The sequence below is a fragment of the Natronocella acetinitrilica genome (genome assembly GCF_024170285.1).
Classification (GTDB): Bacteria; Pseudomonadota; Gammaproteobacteria; order Nitrococcales; family Aquisalimonadaceae; genus Natronocella; species Natronocella acetinitrilica.
In genome coordinates this window covers 13,959-29,961 of sequence record NZ_JALJXV010000002.1, presented here as the reverse complement: position 1 = coordinate 29,961, position 16,003 = coordinate 13,959, and the positions used below count along the sequence as shown (strand labels likewise).

Below are 16,003 nucleotides of genomic sequence, written 5' to 3'. Positions count from 1 at the left end.
AGCGCAGCATTGGAGGTTGCTGCCTATGCCGGTTCAGGGAGAACACATGGCAAAGCCCCACGAATTATTCGGCAGGATCGCCAACCCCACCACACTGGTATTTGTCGCGCTGATCCTGCTGGTGGTTGGCTGGATTGGCAGCGGCATGATCGGCCGCGACCTGGCCATCGACTCGGCGCAACCACCGCCGCGCATCCCCACCGTCGCCGCGAGCTGGAGCGAGGCGGTTCCGATCACGCGGGAAATCGTCCTCTACGGGGACGTGGAGCCGAACCAGGTGGTCACTCTTCGTGCCCGCGTCGACGGAATCGTCGAGGCCATGACGGTGGTCGGCTACCAGGCGGAGGCCGGCGAAGTGCTGGGACGCTTGTCCACCGATGACCGCGAGGCCAGACTGGCCCGCGCGCAGGCGCAGGTGGCGTCGGCGCAGCGCAATTACGACAGTGCCCTCGATCTCGCACGAGGCGGCTTCGCGCCCCAGTCAGACGTGCAGATGCGGCTGGCGGAGCTGGAAGCCGCCCGGGCCGATCTGCGCGCCATTGAGCTGGAGATTGGCAACACCTCGTTGCGGGCACCGATCTCCGGGGTGGTCAGCCGTGTGGAGACAGAGGTGGGCGCCTACGTGGCTGCCGGCGGTGAGGTGCTGCGGATTGTCGACAACAATCCTTTGATCGCCGTGGTCCGGGTGCCGCAGGCTGCGGTGGCGCGACTCGCCACGGGCATGCAGGCGGCGGTGCGCTTCATAGGTGGGGAGGAGCGAAGCGGTATTGTTCGTTTCATATCACCCATTGCCGATGCGGCAACCCGCACGTTTCGTGTCGAACTCGAAGTGGATAACAGCGAACGCCCGCTGCCGGCCGGTCTCAGCGTGGAAGTGGTTGTGCCCACCGACACTATTGATGCCCACCGGGTGTCTGCCGCCCTGGTGCGCCTGGACGCCCAGGGCCGCATCGGCTTGCAGACCGTTGACGCGGATGACCGCATCACCTTTTCGCCCGTGGAAGTGGTGCGGGCCCGGGCCGATGCGATCTGGATCACCGGCCTGCCGGAGCGCGCCCGTATCGTCACCATCAGTCGCGGGCTGCTGAGCCCCGGTCAGCAGGTAGACGTGCGCGACACCCCGGATGAGTATCTGCAACCGGGGGACTCGTAGTGCACGGTGCCCTGGCAGCGATTTTCAATCGCACGCGCACGGTCATGCTGCTGCTGGTGATTGTCGGCCTTGCCGGTGCCTATTCCTATCTCACCATCCCCAAGGAGGCAGCACCGGAAATCGACATCCCGACGTTTATCGTCACGATCAGCTACCCGGGTATCTCCACCGAGGATAGCGCCCGTCTGCTGGTGGAGCCGATGGAGCGACAGCTCCACGCCCTTCCGGGGCTGCGCCGCATGATAGCCAGGGCCGGCGAGGGTTTCGCCACCATCCAGCTGGAATTCCACGCCGGCTTCGATCAGCAGTCGGCGCTGCAGAGCGTGCGGGACGAAACCGACAACGCCGCGCCGGATCTCCCCGATGGAGCCGACCCGCCCACGGTGCGGGAGATCGACCTTTCCCTGTTCCCGATTCTCACGGTGGCGCTTTCCGGGGATGTGCCGGAGCGCGAACTGATCCGCATCGCCCGCCAGCTTCAGGATCGGCTGGAAACCGTGTCTGGCGTGCTGGAGGCGGAGCTTTCGGGAGATCGGGACGATTTGCTGGAAATCATCATCGATCCGTTGGCCATGCAATCCTACGGCATCTCGGCGCAACAGGTCAGCCAGGCGGTCAGGGACAACAACCAGCTGGTTACCGCCGGGGCGTTCGATACCGGCTCCGGCCGCGTCGGTGTGTCGGTTCCCGGCACCATCCAGACCATGGCCGATGTGCTGGCCATGCCGGTGCAGGTGATCGACAGCACCGTGGTGCGCGTACGAGACGTGGCCGAGGTGCGGCAGACTTTTCAGGACCCGGTGAGCTATGCCCGTATCCAGGGGCAGCCGACCATCGGGCTCGACATCAAGAAGCAGGCCCGCGCCAACATCATCAATACCGTGGCGGCGGTCAAGGCAGCGGTGGAGGAGACACGTCCCGACTGGCCCGACCAGGTGCGTGTGGATTATCTGCAAAACCAGGCGGAAGATATCGAAAACCTCCTGGGGGATCTGGAAAACAACGTCATCACCGCGGTGCTACTTGTCATGCTGACGGTGATCGTCGCCCTTGGCCTGCGCGCCTCGCTGCTGGTCGCCATCGCCATTCCCACGTCCTTTCTTGCCGGCATTCTGGTCATCAACCTCATCGGCTTCACCATGAACATCGTGGTGCTGTTCGGGCTGATTCTGGTGATCGGCATGCTGGTGGACGGCGCCATCGTGGTCGTGGAACTCGCCGAGCGTTACCGGGATGAGGGAAGGAGTCGTCGGGCCGCTTTTCTGGCCGCCTCCCAACGCATGCTGTGGCCCCTGGTGGCATCCACCGCCACCACCCTGGCGGTGTTCTTCCCGCTGTTGTTCTGGCCCGGGGTGGCCGGGCAGTTCATGCTCTACCTGCCGGCGACGGTCATCGTCACGCTATCCGCCTCGCTGCTGATGGCGCTGGTGTTCGTGCCCGTGATCGGGTCACTGGTGCCCAGCGGCAAGTCGCCTCTCGCGCCACAACAAGGCCCTAACCGGGTGCATGCCTACAGCCGCGCCCTGCAGTACTGCGTTGCCAACCCCGGGTTCGCGCTTGGCCTGAGTCTGCTGGTACTGGTGGGGTCGTTCGCCATCTACGGCACCCTGGGCAAGGGCGTCAGTTTTTTCCCGGCGGTCGAGCCGGAGCGGGCGCAGGTGCAGATCCAGGCCGACGGCAACCTCTCCGTTCGCGAGGCGGATCGTTTGGTGCGCCTGGTGGAGAACCGGGTGGTGGATCAGCCCGGGGTGGATCGTGTCTATGCCCGAACCATCGGCTCGGTTCAGGCACGACTGTCGGCCAACCTGGCACCGGACATTATCGGCACATTGCAGATCGACTTCACCGATTGGCGTGTTCGTGAGCCTGCTGCCGTCATCCTCGACCGCATTCGTGAGACGACTTCAGAGATTCCCGGGCTCGGCATCCAGGTCGAGGAGCAGCAGGCGGGCCCCGGTGCTGCCCGCCCCGTCCAGGTGGAACTCTCGGCCGCCGACCGGGCGCATTTGCCCCCGGCTGCCGCCCGGCTGCAGGCATTGATGGCGGGACAGGGCACGTTCGTCGACATCGCAAGCGATGTGCCGGTGCCCCAGCCCGAAGTCCGCGTGCAGGTCGACCGCGAGCAGGCTGCACGCTACGGGGTCGACATCACCACGCTGGGCAACACCGTGCAGTTGCTCACCACCGGCCTGTTGCTGGGCTCCTACCTGCCGGACTTCGCCGCGGACGAGGTGGATATCCGCCTGCGCTACCCCGTGGAGGAGCGCACATTCGCCCAGCTCGCCGAGCTTCGGGTGTCTACCCCCAACGGCATGGTGCCCATTGCAAACTTCGTCGAACTGGTGCCGGCCCCGGCCCCGTCAGTGATCAATCGGGTGGATGCCCGCAACGTCCAGACCGTCTCGGCCGGGATCGCGCCCGGGACCACGGTCACCGCGGAACTCGCGCGGCTGCGGCAGGCGATTGACGAGACCGGGTTCGGCGACAGCGTGGGGATTCGCTTTGCCGGCGAGGTGGAGGATCAGCAGGAAACGGTCACCTTTCTCGTTATCGCCTTCCTGACCGCCATCGCGCTGATGTTTCTGGTGCTGGTGACCCAGTTCAACAGCTTCTTCCAGGCAACGCTGGTGCTCTCGGCCATCGTCTTCTCCATCGCGGGCGTCCTGTTGGGGCTGGTGCTGCGTCAGGAGCCGTTTTCCATCGTCATGAGTGGCATCGGCATCATGGCGCTTGCGGGTATTGTGGTGAACAACAACATCGTGCTGATCGATGCCTACAATGCCCATCGCGGCAGTGGCCTCGACTCGGCGGAGGCCGCACTGCGTGCGGCTACGGAGCGCTTTCGTCCGGTGTTATTGACGGCCGTCACGACCGTTGTGGGCCTGTTGCCAATGATGTTTGGCATGACGGTGGACTTCTTCGACCGGGACCTGTACTTCGGCGCGCCGTCGGGTCAGTTCTGGATACAGCTCTCCACCGCGATCGTCGGCGGCCTCGCCGTGGCCACTTGCATCACAATGTTGCTCACGCCCGCTATGCTCGCCTGGCAGTGCAAAGGGGATGAGCGGTAGACCGCACGGGTGAGAGGCGTCTTGAAACGTTGCGGGTTCTCGAATTCTTGGGTGGGCGATGAACATTCTGTTTCTGCTGTTGGGTGTGGCCCTGCTGACCGCGGGAGGCGAGGCGTTGATCCGTGGCTCGCTGGGTGCCGCCAAGCGTCTTGGTGTCTCCCCTTTGCTCAGCGGGCTGATCATCGTCGGATTCGGCACCTCCGCGCCGGAACTGGTGGTTTCCGTGGATGCGGCGGTGAGTGGGCGACCGGATATTGCCATCGGCAACGTGGTGGGCAGCAATATCGGGAATATTCTCCTGATCCTGGGTATTTGCGCACTGATCACACCCCTGGCGGTGAGGCCGCTGGCATTGCGGCGGGACGCTGTGACCGGCGTCGCAGCTGCCGTCCTGTTTATTGTTCTGGTTGGCGGAAGCGCTCTTGCGCGCATGGATGCGGCAATCCTGGTGGCGGCGCTGGTGGCTTACCTGGTCTGGGCCTACGTCACTGAGCGTGCCGATGACGCACCGACCGCAGACCTTCGCAAGGCGGAGGCGGATGAAGTCTCCAGCGTTCCTGTCTCCTCCGTGCGCATCGCAGTTGCGGTGATCGCGGGCCTGGCGCTGTTGATCGGTGGATCCCAACTGCTGTTGATCGGGGCCGTCGGAATTGCGGAATCGCTGGGCGTTTCCGAGGCCGTGATCGGCTTGACGCTGGTCGCCGTCGGCACATCGTTGCCTGAGCTTTCGATCTCCGTGATCGCCGCCCTTCGTCGCCACGCTGATGTGGCCGTCGGCAACATCCTTGGCAGCAACATTTTCAACCTGTTGGGCATTCTCGGCGTGTCCGCGCTACTGCAGCCCCTTCCTGTCCATCAGCGCATTCTGCAGTTCGACCAATGGGTCATGTTGGGGGCGTCCGTTCTGCTGCTGTTATTTCTATATACCGGACGCCGTCTCAGCCGCCTGGAAGGCGGCACACTGGTCGGCCTCTACGCGATCTACGTCGCCGCGAGCTTTCTCCTGTTCAGCCGTTGACATCGCTTTCCATCAAGTAGCAAAAGTGACGTCTGCGACCCTGGCTTGGGCCCAGTTACACCGACTGGTACACATCGGCAGACCGCTTTGAGATACTGAGTTGCATGACTACGAATCTATCCCAGCTACCGTCTGACCTGCCCAGGCCGGTTGATGACGGTGCCGCCGCGCATCTCGTTGGGACAGCGATTCCCGATGTCGCACTGGCCTGTACGGACGACACTGTCGTCAATCTGGGTGACCTGCGGGGTTGTTGGGTGCTCTACATCTATCCAATGACCGGGCGACCCGACGTACCCTTGCCAGATGGATGGGATGGCATTCCCGGTGCGCGAGGGTGTACCCCACAGTCCTGCGGATTCCGCGACCATTACCTGGAACTCCAGAAGTTAGGAGCGGACGTCTTTGGGCTGAGCGCCCAGACCTCCGATTATCAGCGTGAGGCGCGAGACCGTCTGCACCTGCCGTTTCAGCTGCTGAGTGATGCTTCACTACAACTAAAAGAGGCACTTCGGGTTCCAACGTTCACCGTTGCGGGCCTGGAACTTTACAAACGGCTCACGCTCATCGCTGTGGACGGAGAGATAAGGAAGGTGTTTTATCCGGTATTTCCGCCCGATCGTAATGCCGATGACGTGCTTGCCTGGTTGAAGTGAACGCCGCCTGGTGCTGCAGGGAACGCATACCAACGCGAGCGTGCGAATGAATCAGTGTCTCCCTAGTACACCGCAAGCGCCCCTGAATTCTCTTCCATTACCAGATTTTTTGCGAATTCGAACAAATGAGAGCGGGTTTCGTAGAAATGCATCAGGTATCCTGCTGTATTGAGAAAAACTAGAATGTCACCTGTTTTAGGCAGGCAAGGTAACACTATTTTTCTTTGGAGGATGATGTCCTGCTCCAGGCAATATCCTCCAGTCAAAAAGACCGGTGTAGGTCTCGTCTGACTTTTATCTCTATCATTCTGAACCAAAACCGGATCGCATAAAAAATCTGCGCTGGAGCTGCCAAGCTGGCTTTTGTTCATTGCGAGGCCGATCAGCCAATCGCCATTGGAATCCCTTTTTCTGTGAACGACCTTGGCCATTGTGAGGCCGGTTTGGTCCAGCAAGGATCTGCCGGGCTCCATTCTAAGCTCAATTCCCTTGGCGTGCAGTAGCGAGGCTGGTGTATCACCTGACGTTTTCTGATACGACAACACTGCGTCAAGAAAATCCCCTTTTGATAACTCGTTATAGTACGGGTAAACCTTTTGTTTTCCATGCAGTCGACCGTTGATCAGCTCATATCCAAGACCTGTGTTCCCGAATGTAATCGGACTGCGTTCCCGCAGGACTGCTTTTGCAAGTTCGCTCCAGAATGTTTTCCATTCAGATGAGGAGGAGAGGTAGTTAACTGGAATTCCTCCGCCCATATCGATGAACGATGTTCTAATGCCTTGGGTAAGCAGGTTGTCCGCAAGGTGAATGGATTGTAAAAGAGCTTCACTCCGCATCCTTGAGGAATACCCATTCAAGTGAAAATGGAATCCATCAAACCGCAGGCTCCCGTAGTCTTTCTCTTTTCCGATGCGAGACGTGATAAATTCCAGCACATGGCCCGTATCAAAGCCAAACCTGCTGTAAAGCTTCTCGCCTTCGTCATGGAATCCACTAATCCGAACGCCAATGTCTGTCAATTTGCCCCGTTCTTTTGAAAGCTGGTTTGCAAGTCGACACTCATCTTCGTTATCCAGGACCATCAGCACATCATGTTCAATCGCCAAGCGCATGAGCGGTTCATCTTTTACCGCAGCCGTCATGACAAGCTTCCTGGGGTCGCATCCCAGCTCCAGACACTCTTTGAGTTCCTGATAGCTTGCCGTATCTACTCCGAGGCCAAGGCGCTTGGATTCCTTCACAAATGCTTTGCACCGATTGGCTTTTCTAGCAAAAAAAATAAGTCGAGGCAATTGATGTCTATCGATAGCCTGAATTAAGTAATTGTAGTTTTCTCCAAAAGGTCCGGTGTGAATTATATTGATAGGTGAGCCATGCTGCTGAAGCAGTTCGTCGAGGAATGCGGGATCGCTCAGGAATTCTGTCATCCATGGGGCGGCAATAGCCGTAAGCGGCGGAAGGAATTCCGAATTATTGTCAGTTTGCATATCGATTGCGTGCGGGCATTGCGTATTCATTGCTGACGAACTCCGCCCAATTATCGGTGAAATTGTTCTGAGTTCGAGAAAGCGTATCGTTATCGAAAGTAATTCCTTCGGTTGGTGTTCCGGTTACGGCGATACCCCGATCGATGGAGCCTTTCCTATCAATAACAAACCCCTCCCTAGTAATATTGACTGCCCCCGTGCAATAAACTTCATTCTCTATATTGTTTTGGTAGGCGGTAATCAATCCACGATCTATCAAATTCCGGAATAGGGCGTCAGGATATTCAGAAAGATTGAACTTGGGGATGCGTGCGTCCACCAGATAATGAATGGCGCATCGCTTTTTGCCCGTTCCGGAAGTTATAATAAAGGAATCACTGTCTTTCTCAATAGATATGTCCGGGTTGCGGGAAAATTCAAAATTCAATAACCCGGAATCCATTAGTGCATGGATTTTCTTTGCGCTTTCAACGGGTGGGCCGAAAGTAACGCGATTGAGCTTGCCGCGAACTGATTCATCGAAATATTGTTGGGATTTGGGGGTGAGACCGCCAAAGGCGTACAACTCTGTGAAATACGGAGATGCTTTTCGCCAGACTGCCGTAACTGCTGCCAGCGGGCTGGACATCTCTCCCTTCAGCGCCTCCCGCAGGTAGTGGCCGTATAGCGTCTGCACATAATCATCGTGTGTTGCGAACTCTCGTGGAGTCGGCTCGAGCAAGGGGTTGACGAACATTTCTACGTCGAAGCGCTGCTCGGAAGGGTTATCGTCATGATATTCCGAGACAACGCGCTCGACGTCCTCGAAGGTCGCGCAGTCTGCCAATCTTGCTGACTGATTGATGTTCCTGATAGCAATGCGGTAGTAGGCATAGATCATATCCTGCTTCACAAGCGGCCAGATCTGATGTTCAAAGGACAGTTTTTCACAGAGCTCTGATTGCTTGAAAGCAGACTTCGTAAAGAATCGTAGCTCACAACTATTTGTCGCCACGCTCCTGCGCGGAATCATCGGCAGGCCGGTTCTGGAATAAGGGTAAATGACAGATGGTTCGTTTCCGGAAGGGATATATAAAAGCCCGTCAGCTCGCTCGTTTTGCTCGAAACGGCCGCCTTTACCTTCGGTCAGTGCCAGCGTGGCGTCTATGAACGTCAAGCCCATTCCTTCCATGCCAACGTTACAGTTTGGCGGGATCAATGAGAAAGCATTTTCAGTGGGATATATGTACGGAATAATTTTATTTTTATCCTTTATAATGGACTCAGAGAGTAAAGACGTCTTTGATGTGCGCTTTTCTGGGTGGCCTGTCGCCAATAGAACGTAGTCATATACATCTTTGTGCCAGACGTATCGTTCACTTCCGTGTTTTCTCACACGCAGTGAGTATTGGCCGGACGTTTTCGCGATATCACCAACATCGCCCACGATATATCTGCCATGGACGTTTCTTGGCAGGTGCTTAGCGATGGAGGTGAAGCCATGTGAAAGATAGCGGCCAGCCATGGCGCGGGTGGCATAGTCGTTTTCTGAGTAGTCCAGACCTGTTTCCCGGCGCAGCCATTCGGTGAGGGTCATCGGTTCCGGGACTACAGGGGGCGGGTTCTTTCTGCTCCACATATTGACGTCTCCCGCCGGGTTGTTCATGAGGAGGTACGCCGGTTGATCCGCTCTGTAGTTTTGGCCAGCCCCGAAAGACGCCGATTTGTTGAATATATGAATTTCGATTCGTTCTGATGGCTGATTGGCATTCAGCCAAGCTGCTAGCCGCTCGAAGCCGTAAAGCCCTTTCGGACCACCACCGAGTATCGCTACTTTCCGCGTGGCGTTGGTGTTCCTCATTTACGTCGCTTGTTGCGCGGCGAGGGTGTCGTGCTTCTCCACCACTTCAGGCCGGGATTTACTGATGCAGATCGGTCCCGATTGGACGGGTTCCGTTTTGTGTTTTGTATGAAACGTCTCCTCAACCCAGGAATCATTGTAAACCGTGTCGAGATAGCGCTCCCCACTATCGGAGAAAATGAGCGCACAGGTTGAGTGCTTCGGTACGAGAGGCTGGATTTTCTCGGCAGCCATGACGACAGCACCAGCCGAGCCGCCCGCAAGTATGGATTCACGCTGGAGCAGGCGCCGACAGCCTACGACACAATCGTGATCGGACATACGGAAGACATACTCAATGCAGGATTCGTCAAGAAAATCGGATTTTCGGCCTGATCCGTGACCGGGTATCAACCGCCTGCCTTTGGAGTGCCCGAAGATTGTGCTCCCCATGGCATCCACCGCTACAATCTTCGTTTTCAGGTGATGTTCGCGTACATAGCTGGCACAGCCCATTAATGTGCCGCATGTACCCGTTGCAACGAGAATGTAGTCGGGGGGCTCGGGACAGGAAGCGACGATCTCGCTCATTGTTTGATGGTGGGCTTGGGGGTTTAGGGCGTTCGAATACTGATTGGGCCAGTAACTGTTCGGTATGGCATTGCGCAAGTGTCGGACCCGGGCCAGCCTTTTGTTGATGTAGTTGCCGCCGGGGTCCGCTTCCGTTACTCGATCGATGTGAGCGCCGTAGGCCTGCAGGATAGCAATGGTGTGCTGGTTGATCTTGGGATCGGTCACCACAATAAGGTTCAGGTTGAAGTATCGGCAGATCAGGGCGAGACCGATAGCCATATTGCCCGAGCTTGATTCAATAACCGTCGTATTGTGATCGATTTCTCCGTTTTCCATGGCTTTGGATAACATCAGAAGCGCTGTTCGATCCTTGGTGCTCCCACCGGGATTCAGCATTTCAAGTTTCCCGTAGATTACCGTCGACGCCGTCGGGTACAGGTTTTTGAGTACGACGAGGGGCGTATTGCCGATAGTCGATAGAACGCCGGCTTCAAGTGTCATGGTGATACCCTGGATCCATTACGCGCGGGGTTATCGGTTGAGCGGTTCTGGGACATCGCATCGCTGCGCGCAGAGTGGCTTGCGTACAGTGTGATGTGTACGCGATTTCGTATGGAAGAACTGTCCGTTACTGCACGGAGCGGTTCACACCCAACCCCGTCTGGAACGGGCGCTCCCTGATACGCAATATCACCGCCCGGCAGTAGACCCCGCGCCAGCCTGTGATTCCATGGTGTCCAGGAGATGCTCCTTCAGGCGCGCGATGGCATGTTCCCTGGCCTGGTCTCGACTCGCCAGGCGTGCGCTCTGCATGGCCACGGCGATGCCTGACGAAGGCTGTTTGTTCTGATTGGTCAGGGTTTCCGCGGTGCTCTGATAATCCGACCAGGCTGGCATCTCCCTTGCCCTTCGCAACGGCGTAGGCAAGCTGTCACCCAATGCAGTCCACTTGCCCGGCTGCGGCAAATTCAAAAGTTTCGTACTGGCATGGCCTCGGCTCTGCAGGCTTGTAATGAGTTGCAGGTTTCTGGTGGCGATGAGGTTCAGCACTGTGTCATTCGGCGCCACTGTTTCCTGTTGGCGTAGCAATTTGCGTCCGGCTCGCAACAGCGCCCTGTGTGCGCTGATCAGGCCTCCGGCAAGGGCTCCCGTAGCGGTGCCTGCGCCGAGCAGGGTACCGCCGGTGGCAATATCCAGCGTACTGCCGACGACAGCACCCGCACCGATTGGCCCGGTCGCCCGGATGCCGTAATAGCGGGCCGCCTCCCGCGAGAATGGCGGCAGGCTCCAGCGACCTGTGTCCGTGTAGTCCGGATGGAGGGCGTTGCCGAGGATGTCTGGGGCATAGTTGAATGCCTCTAGAATTTCCTTCGTCATGCGCCGTTCCCGCACCTCTACGTAGCGCGTGAGTCGGTCCACCGCGGAGGCGAGTGCCCTGGGTTGATTTGCCGGGGCGAGCTCCTGGCACGCCGCAATCTCGATGAGACCCTCGGAGAGGGCGTGTGTGGCGGCCTCGAGTCGCCAGTCGCTGTCGCTCTCGCGTTGCTGGATCAGCGTCTCCAGAGAAGATTCCGCATCCGGTAGTACGGTTGCCAACCCCCGGTAGAGTCGGCGCTCCGATTCCATGCTGTAGACCACCGCATCGAAGGCGATCACCACGTGCTGACCAATGGTGGCAAGGCGTTCCCGCCATTCCTGCTCCAGGCTCTCCTGGCTGACCGTGAAATTGAGTACGGGCAGCAGGGGGCGCCCGCAGCGGGCAAGCAGAAGCAATTCATCCAGGTACTTCTCGAGCACCGGCTCCCGGGCGTCGAGCACCGCCAGGCAGGCGTTGCTCTTCAAGGCCTGGGCGAGCACCCGGCATTCCTGTTCGAAGTCTTCTCGTGCCGAGGGTGTCGCAAGTAGGTCACGGATGGCCTGAGACTGGTCGCGGCTGTTTTTGGTCTGGTCGTCCAACTGCTCCAGCAGGCGTCCGGCGTTTTCCAGCCCCGGGCTGTCGTAGGCAGTCAGGGTGAGTGTCTCGGTCCTGATCAGCTCTATCGGCACGATTTGCCGTGTGGTGGATGGTGAGGGCGATACGTCACCAAAGCCGGTGCTGCGTCCAAGCGTGCGCAGCAATGAGGTCTTGCCGACATTGGTATGGCCGGCCACCAGCAAGTGGATGGGATGCGGGTTGTCGCTCATGGGGTGGTGGTTCCACTGGCGCTGCGATCGCCGCCAAGCGCGGCTTCCAGCCTGTGGCGCGTTAACGACGGGAGGTCGTCCCAGTTGCTTTCGCGAACACCCTGCACGCTGGAGCGTCGCGCCCGTTCGGCCCAGTCCCGCAGGCGCTGTGCCCGGTCTTCTTCGCGTTGCTCAAGGCGTTCGCCGTTCAGCAGCAACAGGAGAACCGGCACGCCTGCAGCCCGGGCCACACTGGAGAGCAGATCCATCGCGGCCCGATCCGGGCTACGGATCATGGATGCCATGACGACCACGAAGCGCGGGGCGGGTCTGAGTGCGGCCAAGTCGGCGAGAGCCCGGCGGGCCTCGGTTCGGCTGGCAATGTGGCCCAGATCGAGGCCTTGCCAGTGTTCTACGGGGGGTGGCCATCGCCCGCTGTCATCCAGCTCGAGTCCCAGCACGGCAACATACTCTGCGGGACCAAAGCTGCGTGCCTCAATGCTGCCGCCTGGCCGGTAGAGCACGTCCGCCGGGGGTGGTCCATCCGGCTGTCGCGGGTGTCGCCGCAGCTCCAGCAGCGCCCGCTGATAAAAAGTGTGGCCGAGATTCAACGACAGCCTGCCTAGTAGCCAGCGGCTCCGCAGGGCGCACACAACGGTCAGCAACAGCCGGGGCACTATCGTGGTCAGAATGAGCATCACCAGGATGAATCGGCCCCAAACCTGTCGGTCGGAGGCATCAGTCTCCGTACCCAGACGTGCCGCCGCGACCATGTCCGGCGTTGGTGCGGGCAGGTTCAGCAAGTCTGGCAACCATGCGAGCGCCTGAATCAGATTGATCGCCTGCTCGTCAGCCAGCAGCGTGGTGCCCCAGACGAAATCATGTTGCTCGCCGGTGAGACGAATCGCGCAGACCAACAACGCCCCCAGCGCGAACGCCAGCCAGGCACCGTGGGAGACAAGGCCGAACGCCCAACGGCGCAATGAGCCGCTCCCGGTCATCGCGATCATTGCGCGTGCGATCGCCCGACGGTCCTCCCGCTCGGCTGATGATGCGGGGCCCAGTGAGGCAATGGCAGCGGCAAGGGCCATGAGTGCATCCCCAAACCAACCGACCTGTCCATCGCGCGGTCGGCCGGAGACACGTCGCAACGTAAACAGGGTGATCAACAGCCATGCCAGGAGAAAGAGCGTGGGCACCGCAATCAACGTGGCGAACAGGGTCAGCAGATTGGTGGGCCCGGCAGCCGGGTTGCCGAGAGCGACGCCAGCGCTGGACATGCCAGCAGCCAGCCCGAGGAGGACAGGGGTGAGGAGCGCAATGATTAAGCCTCGATGCAGCCGTTGGAGGGCCGCCTTGAGGCGTGGGGTGACGGCGAGGCATTCCACCCAGGTCAGCAGCTGTCCGCAGGCACCGCTGTCCTGACGAAAGGCCTGGTCACGCGCGTCGGTATCTTCCAGCAGCAAGCTGGCGCCACGTTGATGGTGTCGCAATGCTTCGGCCAGCAGCACGGAACGGAGGTAATTTGAAGTCAAGCGAGTCGGTCCGGCGCACGCGAATCGAAAACGGCGTTGAAATTGGATACAGACTAACTTGTTACCGGGCTCCGGCGAAATGCGATGCCAACCGCGTGGGCTCGGCCCGTTGTCGCCCCTGGTGCGTTGGCGGCCCGGTCGACGGCTACCGAATCGTCACTGCGCCTGGCCAGGTTGCCAGAATTGATTCGAGCGCGAACCTGCGAATAGAACAGAATTTCCCTGGGTAGGCGCGTTTCGGAGCACTGGCAACTTGACGACGAAGGGCAGCGAACAGGCAGAGGGAAGTGTCCCTCTGCCTGGACAGGCTTACTGCTGAACCGGCACTTCCCGACGCACGGTGATTTCCAACTCGACCCGTCGATTGGGCGCCAGGCACTCGATCAGTGCGTCGCGAGCCTGTTCGTCACAGTCCACCACCGGCACGCGATAGCCAACACCTTCGTGCTCGATCTCAACGCCCTGCAGCGTGGAGAGGCTGCCGAGGTATTCGCTCACGGTCCGAGCACGCGCCATGGAGAGGCGGTCGTTGAAATCGCTGCGTCCGATACGATCGGCATGGCCAACCACACGCACACGTTCGATGCGCTCCCCCTCTGCCGTTCGCACCGCGCGGCGCATGGCCTCTCGGCCCTGGTTGGTCAACTGGCTGTCATTGAAGCCGAACAGTGCCGACGCACTCTCCGTCTCGAAACGCGTCTCGACGCGTGGCTGCGCCTGGGGCGCTGCCGCGGCGTCTGCCAGTTCGGGGTGGCACTCGGCAATCGCATCCGACTCTGTCCACCCGGGGACCGTCAGACACTGTCCGTTCAGGCGCCAGACCTCGCCGCTGTTCGGCTCGATCCAGTACTTGCTGCGATCTCCCTCGGCGAGGGCCTGCGCGCTGATGCTGCCAAGCAACATCGCACCCATGCCAGCACAGAAAAGTACCCCCAACCCTTTGATCCCCGTCGCCATGATCAACCTCCTTCTAGGTTAAATGCTGGCTGTCTCGGTTGAGACCGCGAGACTTTATACGCAGTCTTGCGTGTTCACCATGAATTCTCATCGGGGTTTCATGACATTCCATCGTTGGCGTATATGGATGCTGCTTTGCGGTCGTATGGCCCAATCCAGCCCGATTCTCCGGCTGCATGCGGCCCGCATTCCGGAGCCAGGCTCAGAGGCGTTAGCGTGGTCGTGTGTCGCACGTCCATTGCCGGAAGTCCGCGTCGCTGAGTCCGCGATTGCGGCGGGATGGCAGCCTTCGGCGTCATCCCGACCTGCCTGTCGTGGAAGAGCCTAAACACCTGGTTGATCTCGGATCTGTGCGCTTGGGCACATACCGTCCGTGGAAACGGGGTAGAACCCCATGCCGAACTGATCGGTTAAGCCTCTATCGCTCCCCGACTCATACCATTGCTGGCTCCGCCGTGCCTGTATCAAACAGGCCGCCGCCAACGCAATGCGGTGGCGGCCTATTGGGCGTGTCTGAGACTCAACAGGTGCGGCGGATTCGACTTCGATCTGCTATGAGATGACGAAGCCATCTCCGACTGGATCGCGCCGATCGATGAGCCACTTGGCGTAGCCAATGATTTCGGCTGTGCCCTTCACAGTTGGTCGCACGGCGCGCAGAGAGCCAACCTTGGTTTCGCCCACTAACTCACCCTCGAAACGTCCACTGCCTAGTAAACCCTCCGATCGGATTTTCTCGTGCAGACCGATTCCGCCGCGGGCTTCGAACATGGCCATCATCGCGCTGGTGCCGGTTCCGCCGGGCGAACGATCCAGCTTACCGTTGGAGAAGACATGTACGTTCCGGTAGAGCGAGTCGGCGTGTTCGCCCTCGTGCCAGAAGGTAGCGAAATGTACCTTGCTTATGTGTGGCGCGGTTGGATGACGGACGTCGAGTTTGGCGTTGATCTGCTCCTTGGCCATCTGGCCAAGCTCGGAGAAGGCGCTGCCGTTTTCCGGGCAGATGGGGCGTTTCTCCTTTGGAATCCGGATGATGGCGAAGAAGTTTCCGCCAAAGACGATATCTGCCATCAGTCCACTGTATCCGGGTAAGTCAATGGGAATGTCCTGCTCTAATACGAAGGCAGGAACGTTCTCAAAACGCGTCCACAACACGTCTTCCCCTTCACTTTTCACCTCTGAGACGACGAGGCCTGGTGGCGTTTCGAATCGGATACGTGTAAGCCCGGATGGATCTGGAAGCACTAGGTTCTGGGCGACCATCGCCATGGAGAGTGCAATGGTGCCGTGGCCGCACATCTCCACAAATCGCTCGCCGTCGATCCACAGCATCCCGGCGTCGGTGTCGGGTGTGGACGGAGGTGTTAGAAAGACGCCAAACATGTCCTGATGGCCTCGGGGCTCTCGCATCAGGCCGGTGCGCACGAAATCCAGATTTTCCTGAAGAAAGGCGCGCTTCTCAAGGATATCCGTGCCGAAGGGGTAGGGAATCCCGCTGTGAATGATGCAGGTAGGCTCACCCTCGGTGTGTGTGTAGATGACGTCGATGAAATGGTTCTTGCGCATGT

Annotated in this window: 11 protein-coding genes; 4 read left to right on the top strand and 7 right to left on the bottom strand. The window is 59.4% G+C overall.

Annotated features, from left to right (window positions below):
* Nucleotides 1–46 precede the first annotated feature (46 nt).
* The 4 genes from J2T57_RS03450 to J2T57_RS03435 all read left to right on the top strand — a co-directional run bounded on the left by J2T57_RS03450 (nucleotide 47) and on the right by J2T57_RS03435 (nucleotide 5,898).
* Nucleotides 47–1,153, top strand: coding sequence for an efflux RND transporter periplasmic adaptor subunit (locus J2T57_RS03450; protein ID WP_253474291.1), 1,107 nt, complete (start codon nucleotides 47–49; stop codon nucleotides 1,151–1,153).
* Entirely contained in the window at nucleotides 1,153–4,224 is a 3,072-nt protein-coding gene (locus tag J2T57_RS03445; protein ID WP_253474288.1) for an efflux RND transporter permease subunit, read from the top strand. The genes J2T57_RS03450 and J2T57_RS03445 overlap by 1 nt, the downstream gene beginning before the upstream one ends.
* A 58-nt stretch (nucleotides 4,225–4,282) precedes the next feature.
* Nucleotides 4,283–5,242 (top strand): calcium/sodium antiporter, encoded by a 960-nt coding sequence (locus tag J2T57_RS03440; protein WP_253474285.1) that lies wholly within the window; start codon nucleotides 4,283–4,285, stop codon nucleotides 5,240–5,242.
* Between the two features lie 104 nt (nucleotides 5,243–5,346).
* Nucleotides 5,347–5,898, top strand: coding sequence for a peroxiredoxin (locus J2T57_RS03435; protein WP_253474282.1), 552 nt, complete (start codon nucleotides 5,347–5,349; stop codon nucleotides 5,896–5,898).
* Nucleotides 5,899–5,960: 62 nt separating this feature from the next.
* On the opposite strand, the gene J2T57_RS03430 is transcribed toward J2T57_RS03435, so the two are convergent.
* From J2T57_RS03430 to J2T57_RS03400, 7 genes are all read right to left on the bottom strand, one after another.
* Entirely contained in the window at nucleotides 5,961–7,418 is a 1,458-nt protein-coding gene (locus tag J2T57_RS03430) for a type III PLP-dependent enzyme domain-containing protein (protein ID WP_253474279.1), read from the bottom strand.
* Complete coding sequence (locus J2T57_RS03425) at nucleotides 7,378–9,228, bottom strand: FAD/NAD(P)-binding protein (protein ID WP_253474276.1); 1,851 nt, start codon at nucleotides 9,226–9,228, stop codon at nucleotides 7,378–7,380. The genes J2T57_RS03430 and J2T57_RS03425 overlap by 41 nt, the downstream gene beginning before the upstream one ends.
* Nucleotides 9,229–10,281, bottom strand: a complete 1,053-nt coding sequence (sbnA, locus tag J2T57_RS03420; protein WP_253474273.1) for a 2,3-diaminopropionate biosynthesis protein SbnA — start codon at nucleotides 10,279–10,281, stop codon at nucleotides 9,229–9,231. It lies immediately after the preceding gene.
* Nucleotides 10,282–10,470: 189 nt separating this feature from the next.
* Nucleotides 10,471–11,964, bottom strand: coding sequence for a DUF3482 domain-containing protein (locus J2T57_RS03415; RefSeq protein WP_253474270.1), 1,494 nt, complete (start codon nucleotides 11,962–11,964; stop codon nucleotides 10,471–10,473).
* Nucleotides 11,961–13,478, bottom strand: coding sequence for a DUF2868 domain-containing protein (locus tag J2T57_RS03410; protein WP_253474267.1), 1,518 nt, complete (start codon nucleotides 13,476–13,478; stop codon nucleotides 11,961–11,963). The genes J2T57_RS03415 and J2T57_RS03410 overlap by 4 nt, the downstream gene beginning before the upstream one ends.
* Nucleotides 13,479–13,787: 309 nt before the next feature.
* A complete protein-coding gene (locus J2T57_RS03405) occupies nucleotides 13,788–14,435 on the bottom strand; it encodes an OmpA family protein (RefSeq protein WP_253474264.1) in 648 nt (215 codons plus the stop codon).
* Nucleotides 14,436–14,987: 552 nt separating this feature from the next.
* Nucleotides 14,988–16,001, bottom strand: a complete 1,014-nt coding sequence (locus J2T57_RS03400) for a proline racemase family protein (RefSeq protein WP_253474261.1) — start codon at nucleotides 15,999–16,001, stop codon at nucleotides 14,988–14,990.
* Nucleotides 16,002–16,003 lie beyond the last annotated feature (2 nt).

Excerpts from the sequence above, each read along its gene's own strand:
- J2T57_RS03450 (WP_253474291.1), top strand. The coding sequence starts at position 47 with ATGGCAAAGCCCCACGAATTATTCGGCAGGATCGCCAACCCCACCACA.
- J2T57_RS03440 (WP_253474285.1), top strand. The coding sequence starts at position 4,283 with ATGAACATTCTGTTTCTGCTGTTGGGTGTGGCCCTGCTGACCGCGGGA.
- J2T57_RS03435 (WP_253474282.1), top strand. The coding sequence starts at position 5,347 with ATGACTACGAATCTATCCCAGCTACCGTCTGACCTGCCCAGGCCGGTT.
- J2T57_RS03430 (WP_253474279.1), bottom strand. The coding sequence starts at position 7,418 with ATGAATACGCAATGCCCGCACGCAATCGATATGCAAACTGACAATAAT.
- J2T57_RS03425 (WP_253474276.1), bottom strand. The coding sequence starts at position 9,228 with ATGAGGAACACCAACGCCACGCGGAAAGTAGCGATACTCGGTGGTGGT.
- sbnA (WP_253474273.1), bottom strand. The coding sequence starts at position 10,281 with ATGACACTTGAAGCCGGCGTTCTATCGACTATCGGCAATACGCCCCTC.
- J2T57_RS03415 (WP_253474270.1), bottom strand. The coding sequence starts at position 11,964 with ATGAGCGACAACCCGCATCCCATCCACTTGCTGGTGGCCGGCCATACC.
- J2T57_RS03405 (WP_253474264.1), bottom strand. The coding sequence starts at position 14,435 with ATGGCGACGGGGATCAAAGGGTTGGGGGTACTTTTCTGTGCTGGCATG.
- J2T57_RS03400 (WP_253474261.1), bottom strand. The coding sequence starts at position 16,001 with ATGCGCAAGAACCATTTCATCGACGTCATCTACACACACACCGAGGGT.